Source organism: Neisseria sp. SLRRB23, from assembly GCF_050896295.1.
GTDB lineage: Bacteria > Pseudomonadota > Gammaproteobacteria > Burkholderiales > Neisseriaceae > Neisseria.
Window position 1 is genome coordinate 1 of the sequence record NZ_JBPBFH010000025.1, and the last position, 13,617, is coordinate 13,617.

A 13,617-nucleotide genomic window follows, 5' to 3' on the forward strand; every position below is an offset into this window, starting at 1 on the left:
CCGATGACCGCCTGCATTTCCATCATGCGCCAGTTGGTGCCGAAGCTTTCGTGCAGCCAGCGGAAACCAGGAGCGTGTTCGCGGTGGTACACGGCATCGTAGCTTTTGCCGTGGTCTTTGTACGACCTCAGAGACAGGTCTTTGACGGATGCCTGGCGTTTGGCGGGGTATAGGACGACATCGCTGACGGAGATGCTGTTGGGTGCGTTGTTCTGTTCGCCGCTGTGTTGTGCTCGGCGGAGGATGGCATTGTTTTTTTACAGGCAGAAGCCCTTTTTATCGGACGCAATATTAAGGAGGAACAAATGAAAAGCTCTTTTGTGCAAACGCTTACCATCGCCGGTTCGGATTCGGGCGGCGGTGCGGGCATTCAGGCGGATTTGAAAACGTTTCAGATGCGCGGCGTGTTCGGAACGTGTGTCATCACCGCCGTTACCGCGCAAAATACCTTGGGCGTGTCGGCGGTTCATCTCGTCCCGACCGAAACCATCACCGCACAAATCCAAGCAATCAGGGAAGACTTTGACATCCGCGCCTACAAAATCGGTATGCTCGGCACGGCGGAAATCATCGAATGCGTTGCCGACAAGCTGAAACACTTCCGCTTCGGCAGGCGCGTACTCGACCCTGTGATGATTGCCAAAGGCGGTGCGCCGCTGTTGCAGGATTCCGCCGTTGCGGCACTGACGCGCCTGCTGCTTCCCGGTACGGATGTATTGACCCCCAACCTGCCCGAAGCGGAAGCCCTGACCGGCGTGCATATCGAAAGCCGTAAAGATGCGGAACGTGCGGCAAAAATCCTGCTTGATTACGGTGTCAAAAATGTCGTTATCAAAGGCGGACATTTGAACGGCAGCACAAGCGGACGCTGCACGGATTGGCTGTTTACGCAAAATGAAACGCTGGAATTCGACAGCCCGCGCTTTCCGACCGCCCACACGCACGGCACGGGCTGCACGTTTTCCGCCTGCATTACCGCCGAATTGGCAAAAGGCTCGGATGTTTGCGAAGCCGTACAGACTGCCAAGGCCTACATCACGGCGGCAATCTCAAACCCTTTGGAAATCGGCGCGGGACACGGGCCGGTCAATCATTGGGCGTATCGGGACTAACCGTAAGAATGCCGTCTGAAACAAAATGTTCAGACGGCATTTTTGAGGATTATTCAGGCTTTTTCGCCAGCATGGTTACAAATTTAAACCGTATCGGATTGCCGTTTTCGTCTTTGGCGTGCATCGCGCCCAATTCTTCTTTATATTCGACCAGCTCCCAATCCCGATAATAATCCTTCAGCTCGCCCTCTTTAAATTTAAAAGGGAACGGCATCGGACAAGGGAAATCCGCCGTATCCATTGCCGATACAATCAAATTGTACCCTCCCGCCGCCGTATGCGCCTGCATATCGGCAATCACGTCGGGCACGCGCTGCGGCATCAGGAACATCAGCACCACTGTTGCCACAATATAATCAAATTCGCCTTGTAAAGCGGCGGCGTTCAAATCATATTCCAGCGTGCGGACGTTCAAACCCTCCGCCTCTGCCAGCTCCGCCACGTTTGCCAAGGCGGCCGGATTGTGATCGACTGCAGTAACTTCAAATCCCTTCAAACCGAGAAACAGTGCGTTGCGCCCCTGTCCGCAGCCCATATCCAACGCCCTGCCCGCCGGTACGGTATCCTGAGCCGACGCCACTGCAGAATGCGTGGCACTCATGCCGTATTTTTTGTGAAAATAGTCTGCCGCCGCGCAATACAGCGACAAACGGATTTCGGCATCGTCCGTTTTCGGTTTGACAGAAAACACCTGCTGCGGCGCAAACACGCAATCGCCGCTTTCCGCCGACCAAACCTCCGCCGACCCGTCCGGTGCACGGACTTCGACATCGCCCTGCAACACATTCAGGCAGACCCACTCCCCTTCCTCAGACGAATAGCCCGACAACAAAACTTCCGGCAGGTTTTCCACTTTCCATACAGGCATCTGTCCGAAACAAAACAACTCGCCACTTTGACCCACTATCCACTCCTTCATATTCAAAAATAAAGTTGCACATTATATGCCTATTTCAATCCGCCGCAATCTTTCAGACGGCACGGCGTGCAAACCGCTTATAATCACGCCGGACACCACACAAAGGCACGATATGGACACACCTGTTTACCTCTACACCGACGGCGCGTGCAAAGGCAATCCCGGCGCGGGCGGCTGGGGCGTATTAATGCGCTACGGCAGCCACGAAAAAGAACTTTTCGGCGGCGAAGCGCAAACCACCAACAACCGGATGGAACTGACCGCCGTCATCGAAGGACTGAAATCGCTCAAACGCCGCTGCACCGTCATCATCTGCACCGACTCGCAATACGTCAAAAACGGCATGGAAAACTGGATACACGGTTGGAAGCGCAACGGCTGGAAAACCGCCGCCAAACAGCCCGTCAAAAACGACGACTTGTGGAAAGAACTCGACGCTCTGGTCGGGCAGCATCAAGTCAGCTGGACTTGGGTTAAAGGACACGCGGGACACGCCGAAAACGAACGCGCCGACGATTTGGCAAACCGTGGCGCGGCGCAGTTTTCCTGATTACCGCTCCGGCAAGAAAATGCCGTCTGAAACCGCCAACGGGCTTCAGACGGCATCGTCCTCCACCGTCATTCCCGCGCAGGCGGGAATCCAGAACGTCGGGCAACGGCAATATTCAAAAGCCGTCTGAAAATTTAAAAGTTCTAGATTCCCGCTTTCACGGGAATGACGAAAAGTTGCGGAAATGACGGAGTTTCAAACGGCATCCGCCCTCCCCGTCATTCCCGCAAAAGCGGGAATCTAGAACATAAAATCTAAAGAAACCGTTTTACCCGATAAGTTTCCGTGCCGACAGACCTAGATTCCTGCCTGCGCGGGAATGACGGGATTTTAGGTTTCTGATTTTGGTTTTCTGTTTTTGAGGGAATAACGGGATTTGAGATTGCGGCATTTATCGGGAGCAACAGAAACCGCTCTGCCGTCATTCCCGCGCAGGCGGGAATCCAGACCGTCGAGCAACGGCAATATTCAAAGATTATCTGAAAGTTTGAAGTTCTAGATTCCCGTTTTCACGGGAATGACGAAAAGTTGCGGACAGCAGAGGAATGACGAGGTTTCAGACGGCATTGGGGGCTTTGTCGGGCTTCAGACGGCATCGTCCTCCACCGTCATTCCCGCGAAAGCGGGAATCTAAAAACCCAACGCTGCAAAAATTTATTTAGAAACAACTGAAACTGCTCTGCCGTCATTCCCGCGTAGGCGGGAATCCAGAACGTCGAGCAACGGCAATATTCAAAAGCTGTCTGAAAATTTAAAAGTTCTAGGTTCCCGCTTTCGCGGGAATGACGAAAAGCTGCGGGAATGACGGGAATTTAGTAACCGTAGCAACCGCCTGCGCGACGGCTAAGGGGCTTCAGCAACCGTAGCAACTGCCTGTGTGGGAATGACGGACAATGGACTTCAGACGGCATCAGACGGCATCAGACGGCATCTCTTGCCTGCCGCTAAAACAGTTTGCCGCATCACTGTTCAAACGCGTCCGATATGTTTCAACACACAGGACGACACATAAAGCACCGCCCTATGTGTCGTCCTGATTTGGAAGGGGTTACACCCCTCCCAAATAAAGTCTGATCCTGCCGCCCCGAAGGACAGATGTCCGAGTGGCGGGGTTTCAACCGAAAAGGAAACACGATGAAGTGGTACAATTAGCGGCAATGCGGACAGACAAATTAAACTATAGTGGATTAACTTTAAACCAGTACGGCGTTGCCCCTCCTTAGCTCAAAGAGAACGATTCTCTAAGGTGCTGAAGCACCAAGTGAATCGGTTCCGTACTATTTGTACTGTCTGCGGCTTCGTCGCCTTGTCCTGATTTTTGTTAATCCACTATATCAGAAATTGCCCTACCGTTTTTTAAACACTTTCAGGAATAAGGAAAAATGACCGCCCAACCCTGCCCCATCTGCACGGCACAAGATGAAGATATTTTGCTGCAAACCCCCAAGCTGCGCGTCATCGCCGTCCATAACGACAGCGGTTCGCCTGCATTCTGCCGTGTTATCTGGCATGAACACATCGCCGAAATGACCGACCTTTCGGCAGCCGAACGCGGCGAATTGATGGAAATGGTGTACAAAGTCGAAGCCGCTATGCGCCAAGTGTTCCGGCCGGCAAAAATCAACCTCGCCAGCTTAGGCAATGTCGTGCCGCACCTGCATTGGCATATTATCGCCCGCTTTGAAAACGATGCGACTTTCCCTGCGCCGATTTGGGCAAACCCCGTCCGAAAACACGGTATGACCCTGCCGCAAGATTGGACGGAACAGCTTAAAAAGCTGCTTTAAGCCCGCCAATGCCGTCTGAAACCGTATGAAAGGGAAATTATGACCGAACCGACCTCCCGCCGCCGTTTCCTGAAAACCTGCACCGCCGCCGCAGGCGCGGGACTGCTTCAGGCTTGCGGTACTGCGCCTGCTTCAAACAATGCCCCATCCGCGCCCTCTCACCCTGTTGCGAAAGCCCGAACCGTGTACCCCGAACCACCACGCCATTCTAATTCTGCCGACAATCTTCTGCGTATTGTCGCCTCCTCAGGCTTTGCCGAAGACATCAACCGCGTCAATACTGCATTGACCCGCCTTTACAATGCCGGTTTTACCGTAACCAACCAACAAGCGGGCAGCCGCCGCTTCCAACGGTTTGCCGGTACGGACGCGCAACGTGCCGCCGATTTCCAAGATGTCGCTTCGGGCCGCGTCGCCACACCTAAAGTGCTGATGGGTTTGCGCGGCGGTTACGGTGCGGCGCGGATTCTGCCGCATATCGATTTTGCCTCGCTCGGCGCAAGAATGCGCGAACGCGGTACGCTGTTTTTCGGCTTCAGCGATGTTTGCGCCGTCCAACTGGCATTGTTGGCAAAAGGCAATATGATGAGTTTTGCCGGTCCGATGGCATACAGCGAATTCGGCAAACCCTCCCCCAGCGTGTTTACAATGGATGCCTTTATCAAGGGGGTAACCCAACGCAGCCTGACTGTTGATATTCCGAATATCCAACGCGCCAATGTCGAAACCGAAGGCATATTGTGGGGAGGCAACTTAAGCGTCCTCGCATCGCTCGCCGGTACGCCTTATATGCCCGACATCGACGGCGGCATTTTGTTTCTCGAAGATGTCGGCGAACAGCCCTACCGCATCGAACGTATGCTCAATACGCTGTATCTTTCGGGTATTTTGGGCAAACAACGCGCCATCGTGTTCGGCGATTTCCGTATGGGCAATATCCGCGATGTATACGATTCGTCTTATGATTTTTCTACCGTGGTCAACCATATTTCGCGTACGGCAAAAATTCCTGTGCTGAGAGGTTTCCCATTCGGACATATTGCCGACAAAATTACTTTCCCGCTGGGTGCGCACGCCCGAATCCGTATGAACGGAAACGGCGGTTATTCGGTCGCGTTTGAAGGCTACCCCCCACTCGATGCGTCCGCCCTGACTTTGGATACTCTGCTCCCACCGCCGAATTTGCCTATCTTCCCCGAAAGCGGTGTTGCCGATATTTCGGAATAAACCCGCAAACGGACAAATGCCGTCTGAAGCCTTCAGACGGCATTTCCCTGTAAAAAAACCGCACCTGATGGCAGGTGCGGTTTCAATTTTCAGGCTAAAACTTATTTGTCTCGGCTGAATACGATTTTAGTGGCTTGGATGGCGACACAGATTGCACCGCCGATAAAGATCAAGTCAGCTGCCGTACGAACCCAGCGCAGGGTGTCGAGGATTTCCATTTGCAGGAATTCTTCGCTGCGGGCATACCACAAACCGTGAGTAATAGAGGCATATGCTTGAATAGCACCGACAGGCAGCAGGCTGATAACAATCATGCCGACCAAACCGCCATTGAGCAACCAGAAGCCCCAAGTCATCAGCTTGTCGTCAAACTGCACGTTCGGTTTCAAATAACGGGCAACCAGCAATACGAAGCCCAGAGCCAAGAAACCGTACACACCGAACAAGGCAGCGTGCGCATGAACAGCAGAAGTATTCAAACCTTGGATATAGAACAGGGAAATCGGCGGGTTAATCAGGAAACCGAATACACCGGCACCAATCATGTTCCAGAAGGCGACTGCTACGAAGCACATCAGCGGCCAACGCAAACGTTTCGCCCAATCGGACAAGTGTTGGTAAGACCAGTGTTCGTATGCTTCACGGCCCAGCAATACCAGCGGTACTACCTCCAAAGCGGAGAAGCAGGCNCCGATTGCCATAGAAGCAGAAGTAGAGCCGGAGAAATACAAGTGGTGCAACGTACCCGGGATACCGCCCAGCATGAAGATAGCACCTGCAGCCAGGGTAGAAGCAGTAGCGGTACTACGGCGGACAAAGCCCATGTTGTAGAAGATAAATGCGAAGGCAGCGGTAGCGAACACTTCGAAGAAACCTTCCACCCACAGGTGAACCACCCACCAGCGCCAGTATTCCATTACAGCAATCGGAGATTTCTCACCATAGAACAGGCCCGGTGCGTAGAACACACCAACACCAACCATAGAAGCAACAAAGATCGCCAACAGGTTTTTATCCACGCCTTTTTCTTTAAAGGCAGAGATAGTGCAACGCAACATCAGGAACAGCCACAACAACAGACCGACCATCAACAGGAGTTGCCAGAAACGGCCCAAATCAAGGTATTCGTAACCTTGATGGCCGAACCAGAAGTTCAGCTCAGGTGGAATGATGTGAGTCAAAGCAAAGAAGTTACCTGCGTAAGAACCGCCGACTACGATGAACAGGGCGATGTACAGGAAGTTCACACCGGCACGTTGGAACTTGGGATCTTTACCGCCGTTCACAATCGGAGCCAAAAACAGATCTGCTGTCAGGAAACCGGTTGCAATCCAGAAGATGGCAGATTGAAGGTGCCAAGTACGGGTCAAGGCATAAGGGAACCAATCGGACATTTCGAAGCCCAGTGCTTCGTCAATACCATAGAAACCTTGACCTTCGACGGTATAGTGCGCAGTCAGACCACCCAACAATACTTGTACCACAAACAGGGCAACTGTCAGGAATACATATTTGCCCAATGCTTTTTGCGAAGGAGTCAACTGAACCTTAGAAATAGGATCTTCAGCCGGAACTTCTACTTCTTCGTGTTTGGTCAGGAAAGAATAACCCCACATCAACAAACCGATGCCCATCAACAGAAGAACAACGCTGGTAAATGACCACATATAGTTTTCAGTGGTCGGCACATTGTTGATCAAAGGCTCGTGCGGCCAGTTGTTGGTATAGGTAAAGGTTTCATTAGGACGGTTGGTCGAAGCAGACCATGAAGTCCAGAAGAAGAAGTTGAACAGTTTTTCACGTGCCTCTTGACTTGGCAATGTATTGTTTTTCATTGCAAAGTGTTCACGAGTGGTTTGCAGCTTAGGATCGTCGCCATAAACACCGTGGTAGTAAGGCAGAATGCTTTCGATAGCTTTTACACGCGTATCGCTGATGACAACGGAACCATCTTCTTTCACACGGCTTTGATTACGGTATTCGTCAGCCAGGCGTGTTTTCAAGACAGCTTGTTCCTCAGGGGAAACTTCATCGAATTTTTTGCCGTAAGTCTGTTGCGCAGTCAAATCCAACCATGCAACCAACTCACGATGCAGCCAGTCCGCAGTCCAGTCCGGAGCCTGATATGCACCATGACCCAGAATCGAACCGACCTCCATACCGCCGGTACTTTGCCATGCAGACTGACCTGCCAAAATATCGTCTTTCGTCATCAGAACCTTGCCTGATGCAGAAACGACCTGTTCAGGGTAAGGCGGGGCTTTTTTATAAACCTCGCTGCCCATATAGCCAAGAATGGTAAAGCATACCGCCAGAACGGCAAACAGCAAGTACCATAGCTTCTTGTACTGTCCCATTTTTAGAGCTCCTTTTGGTAAAAGTGGTTGTTTAAAATTCACAGAATATGAATGTTAAAGATTGTAGCACGGTTTACCGCACAAATAAACATTTGTTCAAACAAACTCACATATAAAACAAATACATATATGATAATGACTATCATTATTCTTTAGTCGGCAACTACCCTGCCTTTGCCTGATTTGCCGAAGCCCTTAAGCAAATCAGCTTATTTATTGTAATTTTTAGTAGTTATAAAGTATTAGAAGTATCATTTTAAGTTCATATTTTATGAATTATTTGACTTAAATTAATATACCTGTAATGGGGCAAACGCATAATCACGCCAGTTCTTAACCAATCTCCCTACTTTTCTTACAAAAGGAAAACATTATGAAACGCCAAGCATTAGCCGCAATGATCGCTTCCATGTTTGCTTTAGCCGCCTGCGGTGGCGAACAAGCTGCTCAAGCCCCTGCTGAAACCCCTGCCGCTTCCGCTGAAGCTGCAAGCTCCGCTACACAAGCTGCCGCCGAAACTCCGGCAGGCGAACTGCCCGTTATCGATGCGGTTACCACCCACGCTCCCGAAGTACCTCCTGCAATCGACCGCGACTACCCTGCCAAAGTTCGCGTGAAAATGGAAACCATCGAAAAAACCATGAAAATGGATGATGGCGTCGAGTACCACTACTGGACATTTAACGGCGATGTTCCGGGCCGCATGATTCGCGTACGCGAAGGTGATACAGTAGAAGTAGAATTCTCTAACAATCCTTCTTCTACCGTTCCTCATAACGTTGACTTCCACGCAGCTACCGGTCCTGGCGGCGGCGCGGCAGCCTCCTTCACTGCCCCGGGTCGTACCTCTACATTCAGCTTTAAAGCCCTGCAACCCGGTCTGTATATCTACCACTGCGCCGTTGCACCCGTCGGTATGCACATCGCCAACGGTATGTACGGTCTGATTTTGGTTGAACCTAAAGAAGGTCTGCCGAAAGTGGATAAAGAATTCTACATCGTTCAAGGCGACTTCTACACCAAAGGTAAAAAAGGTGCACAAGGCCTGCAACCGTTCGATATGGATAAAGCCGTCGCTGAACAACCTGAATACGTAGTATTTAATGGTCACGTAGGCGCTATCGCCGGCGACAACGCCCTGAAAGCCAAAGCAGGCGAAACTGTACGTATGTACGTTGGTAACGGTGGTCCTAACTTGGTATCTTCCTTCCACGTAATCGGCGAAATCTTCGACAAAGTTTATGTTGAAGGCGGTAAACTGATTAACGAGAATGTACAAAGCACCATCGTTCCTGCAGGTGGTTCTGCTATGGTTGAATTCAAAGTAGACGTACCGGGCAGCTACACCTTGGTTGACCACTCCCTCTTCCGCGCATTCAACAAAGGCGCGTTGGGTCAATTAAAAGTAGAAGGTGCAGAAAACCCTGAAATCATGACCCAAAAATTGAGTGATACTGCTTATGCCGGTAACGGTGCAGCTCCTGCTGCTTCCGCTCCCGCTGCCTCTGCTCCGGCAGCCTCTGCTCCTGTAAAAAGCGATTACTAAATTGAACGCCCATTTTTAGGCAAACAAACCACTGCCGCCGTACTTAATTACGCACGGCAGTGGTTTTTTAATAATCAATTTTTTCACTTCGAAAGATTGATTCTTCAGACGGCATTCGCGGCTTTTCGTTTAAAATGCCGTCTGAAAAATCAATTTTAACCGCCTGTCAGGAGGCTTGATATGAAGTACATCCGGTTATTTTTTCTCTGTACGGCACTCATCAGTACCAATGCGGCAGCTACCGAAATGGTCAAAATAGAAGGCGGCAGCTACCGCCCGCTTTATCTGAAAAAAGACACCGGCCTGATTAAAGTCAAACCGTTCAAACTTGATAAATATCCTGTTACCAATGCCGAGTTTGCCGAATTTGTCAAAAATCATCCCCAATGGCAAAAAGGCAGGGTCAGTTCCAAACAGGCGGAGCCTTCTTATCTGAAACACTGGATTAAAAACGGCAGCCACAGCTATGCACCAAAGGCAAGTGAATTAAAACAGCCGGTAACCAATGTTTCCTGGTTTGCCGCCAACGCCTATTGCGCCGCACAAGGCAAACGCCTGCCGACCATCGACGAATGGGAATTTGCTGGGCTTGCCTCCGCCACGCAGAAAAACGGCTCCAACGAGCCCGGTTATAACCGCACTATTCTTGATTGGTACGCAGATGGCGGACGAAAAGGCTTGCATGACGTCGGCAAAGGCCGACCGAACTACTGGGGCGTTTACGATATGCACGGACTTATTTGGGAATGGACGGAAGATTTCAACAGTAGCCTGCTTTCCTCCGGAAATGCCAATGCGCAAATGTTTTGCAGCGGCGCGTCTATCGGGTCGAGCGACTCATCCAACTATGCCGCCTTCCTCCGCTACGGCATCCGCACCAGCTTGCAATCCAAATATGTCCTGCACAACTTAGGCTTCCGTTGTGCCGGTCAATGACTTTTTTAATTACCAAAGCAGCTTTGGCGGTACTGAAAAGTACCGCCGTTTTTTTATCTGTAACATTACAACCTGATTTGCAAAATATTCCCGACCTTATTTACACCAAAACAATCCAATAAAAATTTCCGGCTTTAAGGAAAGCTTGCCTAATGCTTTTCAGAACAGATGAATTTTAGGAGATACGCCATTAAACATACTGAGCATGTTGTAATTATCCGGCATGGCTAACTTATCTGATCAGAAGGTCAAAGTTTTACCAAGTACCCAAAGAATCATATCTTAGGATATCGTTTGCATCACTCCGACAAACACAGCACATATTCTGCGCAAAACATAAAATCTTTCGATATTACGAATTATTCATGCCCCATAAAGCAACTATTGCCTTAGCAGTTTAATTTATCAACAGTCTGACCGGAGAATCACGATATATCCTTATCTTCCCTTGCCTACCCGGTATCGCTAATGGCATTCAAACATGGAAAGACACCGTAAATTTTATCCGCTATATCAAGCGCCTTATAGATCCAACTTGAGGATTTCAAATAAAATGCCGTCTGAAAACCTTCAGACGGCATTTTATTTGAAGTCCTGTTTACCAATAGCTGACAAACTGTTCCAAATCCGTATTTTTGGGCTTATGTATTTCTTCTGTCGGAGATCCCACCATCATCAATCCGATAATTTTATCCTTATCCGCACACCCGAAAGCCTGACGCAACAAAGGGCTATTGATCCACATTCCTGTAATCCACACATTGTCGAAACCTTGGGCAGTTGCCGCCAACTGTAAAGCATACGCCGCACAACCTGCTGTCAGCATCTGTTCCCACTCCGGTTTCGGCTTCGCCACTTCTCGGTTCGGAGCAAACGTTACCCCTATTACCATTGGCGCCATATTACCCACTTTTTCAGCCTTTTTCATAGCATCATCGCCGAAATTCAATTCGGTAACCGTTTGCTTCAACACATCGCGAAAACGTTGCAATCCTAGCTCGCCTTGGATGACGGTAAAATGAAAAGGACGCATATTTCCATGATCCGGAACCTGCGTTGCCGCCTGCAATATTTGTTCCAACTGTCCGGCATCAGGAGCGGGTGCCGCCAATTTTTTTGAAGAACGCCGTGTAATCAAAAGCTGCAAAGCATCCATATAATCGTTTCTCAAATCATTTCGGAAAGTGGTTTATAACACAAAGCATCCGGCAATGCCATTACACCGCCTAACCGGGAAAAATAATGCCATCTGAAAATGCATTCAGACGGCATCTCAAAATCAGCCGTAACGACGTTGGAAATCACTCATAAAATCTGCCAACGCCCTCACACCTTCCAACGGCATTGCGTTATAAATACTGGCCCGCATCCCGCCGACAGATTTATAACCTTTTAACAGACACAAACCTTGCAACTCAGCCTCGAATACAAAACGGCGGTCAAGTTCCTCATTGCCCGTCTGAAACACAACATTCATTTTAGAACGCGCGTTCGGACGGATACGGTTGATATAAAAACCATCGCTGCCGTCTATTGCACCATACAAAATTTGCGCCTTCAGATGATTGATTTTTTCAATTTTTCCCACGCCGCCTTGCGCCAACAACCAACGGAACACCAGCCCCGACATATAAATCGAATAAGTTGAAGGCGTATTGTACATACCGTTGCGTTCGATATGGGAACGATAGTTGAACACATCAGGAATATTATCGGGACAGCGGTCCAACAGGTCTTCTCGAACAATGACTACAGTAACACCTGCCGGCCCGATATTTTTCTGAGCACCCGCATAAATCAGCCCGTAATCGGCAACCTCAAACTCACGCGACAAAATCTCACTGGACATATCGCATACCAACGGCGGCATGCCGTCTGAAAGGCGCGGCACTTTACCGTATTGCAATCCATTGACGGTTTCATTGACGGCAAAATGAACAAAGGCGGAATTCCTGTCCACATCCCATGTTTCCGGTTCGGGCAAATCCAAATAATCGAACTGCTCTCCACCGTGTGCCGCCAAACGGATTTCCGTATCCGTCAACCGTCCCATCTGCTCATAGGCAATCCGGCTCCAGTTACCCGTTACCACGGCATCCGCAGTACGGAAACCATGTGCCAAATTCATGGCCACCATATTAAATTGAGTTGTCGCCCCACCCTGTAAAAACAATATCTTATAATTTGAGGGAATCTTCAGAAGCCGCCGCAGATCCTCTTCCGCATGATGCAGGATACTCAAAAACATCTCCGAGCGGTGGCTCATCGCCATAACTGGAAAACCGGTTCCATTGTAGTCCAACATTTCCTGCTGTGCCGTCTGCAAAACTGCTTCAGGCAACGCCGCAGGACCGGCAGAGAAATTGTAAATCGGATAAAGAGACATAATACGGCCCCGAACTGTCAGAAATAAACCGCCCCGATTTTAGGCTTGGGATAATCTTTATGCAAGGCAAGAAAACACGCTCCCAATCAGCAACAAAATCAAAAAATGAAATCAATATATTGATTTTTAATGATTTAAATATCTAGGCATAAAATTCCGACACAATTTTGTCAACAATATCAAGCTCACCCCTCAAACCGGCATTACCAAAATCATTTGTTTGAAATTGGAAAACACAAAATAAATCAACACTTTCATTTTTCCATAAAACAGGTTATAATCGTGCCAATTTTTCAATCCTAACGAAAAATGGCCTCTCGGCCATTTTTTTATTATGTACCTAGGGAGCAGCATGGATATTCAGACCATCCTCGAAAAAACCCTGCCCGGCTTGGGCTATGAACTGGTCGATTTCGAACTGACCGCTCAAGGAACGTTGCGCGTATTCATCGATAAAGAAGGCGGCATTACCGTCGAAGACTGCGCAACCGTCAGCAACCATTTGAGCCGTTTGTTTATGGTGGAAGACATCGATTATAAAAATCTGGAAATTTCCAGTCCCGGACTCGACCGTCCTCTGAAAAAAGCCGCCGACTTCGTACGCTTTGCCGGTCAGCAGGCAAAAATCAAAACCCGCCTGCCGATAGACGGTCAGAAAAACTTTATCGGCAAAATCGAAGGCTGTGAAAACGACACTGTTACCGTTTCCTTCGACGGCAAGACCGTGCAAATCGAAATAGACAATATCGACAAAGCCCGCCTGCGTCCCGAATTCAAATTCTAAAACACAACAATAT

At 49.5% G+C, this 13,617-nt stretch carries 12 protein-coding genes and 2 pseudogenes; 8 read left to right on the forward strand and 6 right to left on the reverse strand.

Going from position 1 to position 13,617, the window contains the following annotated elements; genetic code table 11:
* Nucleotides 1-125: pseudogene (locus ACRPFF_RS07775) on the reverse strand (aminotransferase); the annotation flags it as partial.
* A gap of 3 nt (nt 126-128) precedes the next feature.
* A pseudogene (locus ACRPFF_RS07780) lies at nt 129-251 on the reverse strand (DNA-binding response regulator); the annotation flags it as partial.
* Between the two features lie 54 nt (nt 252-305).
* On the opposite strand from ACRPFF_RS07780, the gene thiD reads away from it, so the two are divergent.
* Nucleotides 306-1,112 carry a bifunctional hydroxymethylpyrimidine kinase/phosphomethylpyrimidine kinase gene (gene thiD / locus ACRPFF_RS07785; RefSeq protein WP_432674310.1) on the forward strand — a complete coding sequence of 269 codons (807 nt, stop codon included), beginning with the start codon at nt 306-308 and terminating at the stop codon, nt 1,110-1,112.
* Nucleotides 1,113-1,161: 49 nt separating this feature from the next.
* Here thiD and tehB read toward each other — a convergent pair whose 3' ends face one another.
* Nucleotides 1,162-2,031 carry an SAM-dependent methyltransferase TehB gene (gene tehB, locus ACRPFF_RS07790; RefSeq protein WP_432674326.1) on the reverse strand — a complete coding sequence of 290 codons (870 nt, stop codon included), beginning with the start codon at nt 2,029-2,031 and terminating at the stop codon, nt 1,162-1,164.
* Between the two features lie 112 nt (nt 2,032-2,143).
* Between tehB and rnhA the strand changes: the two genes are divergently transcribed.
* The 4 genes from rnhA to ACRPFF_RS07810 all read left to right on the forward strand — a co-directional run bounded on the left by rnhA (nt 2,144) and on the right by ACRPFF_RS07810 (nt 5,595).
* On the forward strand, nt 2,144-2,581 hold the full coding sequence (gene rnhA / locus ACRPFF_RS07795; protein ID WP_432674327.1) for a ribonuclease HI: 438 nt from the start codon (nt 2,144-2,146) through the stop codon (nt 2,579-2,581).
* An 893-nt stretch (nt 2,582-3,474) separates the two neighbouring features.
* Nucleotides 3,475-3,618 (forward strand): hypothetical protein, encoded by a 144-nt coding sequence (locus ACRPFF_RS07800; protein ID WP_432674311.1) that lies wholly within the window; start codon nt 3,475-3,477, stop codon nt 3,616-3,618.
* A 345-nt stretch (nt 3,619-3,963) separates the two neighbouring features.
* Nucleotides 3,964-4,368: an HIT family protein gene (locus ACRPFF_RS07805; protein ID WP_432674312.1), complete on the forward strand. Its 405-nt coding sequence runs from the start codon at nt 3,964-3,966 to the stop codon at nt 4,366-4,368.
* Between the two features lie 39 nt (nt 4,369-4,407).
* Complete coding sequence (locus ACRPFF_RS07810) at nt 4,408-5,595, forward strand: LD-carboxypeptidase (RefSeq protein ID WP_432674313.1); 1,188 nt, start codon at nt 4,408-4,410, stop codon at nt 5,593-5,595.
* Between the two features lie 101 nt (nt 5,596-5,696).
* Here ACRPFF_RS07810 and ACRPFF_RS07815 read toward each other — a convergent pair whose 3' ends face one another.
* On the reverse strand, nt 5,697-7,952 hold the full coding sequence (locus ACRPFF_RS07815) for a nitric-oxide reductase large subunit (RefSeq protein ID WP_432674314.1): 2,256 nt from the start codon (nt 7,950-7,952) through the stop codon (nt 5,697-5,699).
* A gap of 373 nt (nt 7,953-8,325) precedes the next feature.
* Here ACRPFF_RS07815 and nirK point away from each other — a divergent pair, with 373 nt between their 5' ends.
* Both nirK and ACRPFF_RS07825 read left to right on the forward strand, forming a co-directional pair.
* Nucleotides 8,326-9,498 carry a copper-containing nitrite reductase gene (gene nirK, locus ACRPFF_RS07820; protein WP_432674315.1) on the forward strand — a complete coding sequence of 391 codons (1,173 nt, stop codon included), beginning with the start codon at nt 8,326-8,328 and terminating at the stop codon, nt 9,496-9,498.
* Nucleotides 9,499-9,678: 180 nt separating this feature from the next.
* On the forward strand, nt 9,679-10,434 hold the full coding sequence (locus tag ACRPFF_RS07825; protein WP_432674316.1) for a formylglycine-generating enzyme family protein: 756 nt from the start codon (nt 9,679-9,681) through the stop codon (nt 10,432-10,434).
* A gap of 598 nt (nt 10,435-11,032) precedes the next feature.
* Here the strand turns inward: ACRPFF_RS07825 and ACRPFF_RS07830 are convergent.
* Nucleotides 11,033-11,590 carry a nitroreductase family protein gene (locus ACRPFF_RS07830; protein ID WP_250314928.1) on the reverse strand — a complete coding sequence of 186 codons (558 nt, stop codon included), beginning with the start codon at nt 11,588-11,590 and terminating at the stop codon, nt 11,033-11,035.
* Between the two features lie 123 nt (nt 11,591-11,713).
* Nucleotides 11,714-12,820 (reverse strand): phosphoserine transaminase, encoded by a 1,107-nt coding sequence (gene serC, locus ACRPFF_RS07835; RefSeq protein ID WP_107996535.1) that lies wholly within the window; start codon nt 12,818-12,820, stop codon nt 11,714-11,716.
* A gap of 352 nt (nt 12,821-13,172) precedes the next feature.
* On the opposite strand from serC, the gene rimP reads away from it, so the two are divergent.
* A complete protein-coding gene (gene rimP, locus ACRPFF_RS07840) occupies nt 13,173-13,604 on the forward strand; it encodes a ribosome maturation factor RimP (protein ID WP_003678243.1) in 432 nt (143 codons plus the stop codon).
* Nucleotides 13,605-13,617 lie beyond the last annotated feature (13 nt).

Excerpts from the sequence above, each read along its gene's own strand:
- thiD (WP_432674310.1), top strand. The coding sequence starts at position 306 with ATGAAAAGCTCTTTTGTGCAAACGCTTACCATCGCCGGTTCGGATTCG.
- tehB (WP_432674326.1), bottom strand. The coding sequence starts at position 2,031 with ATGAAGGAGTGGATAGTGGGTCAAAGTGGCGAGTTGTTTTGTTTCGGA.
- rnhA (WP_432674327.1), top strand. The coding sequence starts at position 2,144 with ATGGACACACCTGTTTACCTCTACACCGACGGCGCGTGCAAAGGCAAT.
- ACRPFF_RS07800 (WP_432674311.1), top strand. The coding sequence starts at position 3,475 with ATGGACTTCAGACGGCATCAGACGGCATCAGACGGCATCTCTTGCCTG.
- ACRPFF_RS07805 (WP_432674312.1), top strand. The coding sequence starts at position 3,964 with ATGACCGCCCAACCCTGCCCCATCTGCACGGCACAAGATGAAGATATT.
- ACRPFF_RS07810 (WP_432674313.1), top strand. The coding sequence starts at position 4,408 with ATGACCGAACCGACCTCCCGCCGCCGTTTCCTGAAAACCTGCACCGCC.
- nirK (WP_432674315.1), top strand. The coding sequence starts at position 8,326 with ATGAAACGCCAAGCATTAGCCGCAATGATCGCTTCCATGTTTGCTTTA.
- ACRPFF_RS07825 (WP_432674316.1), top strand. The coding sequence starts at position 9,679 with ATGAAGTACATCCGGTTATTTTTTCTCTGTACGGCACTCATCAGTACC.
- ACRPFF_RS07830 (WP_250314928.1), bottom strand. The coding sequence starts at position 11,590 with ATGGATGCTTTGCAGCTTTTGATTACACGGCGTTCTTCAAAAAAATTG.
- serC (WP_107996535.1), bottom strand. The coding sequence starts at position 12,820 with ATGTCTCTTTATCCGATTTACAATTTCTCTGCCGGTCCTGCGGCGTTG.
- rimP (WP_003678243.1), top strand. The coding sequence starts at position 13,173 with ATGGATATTCAGACCATCCTCGAAAAAACCCTGCCCGGCTTGGGCTAT.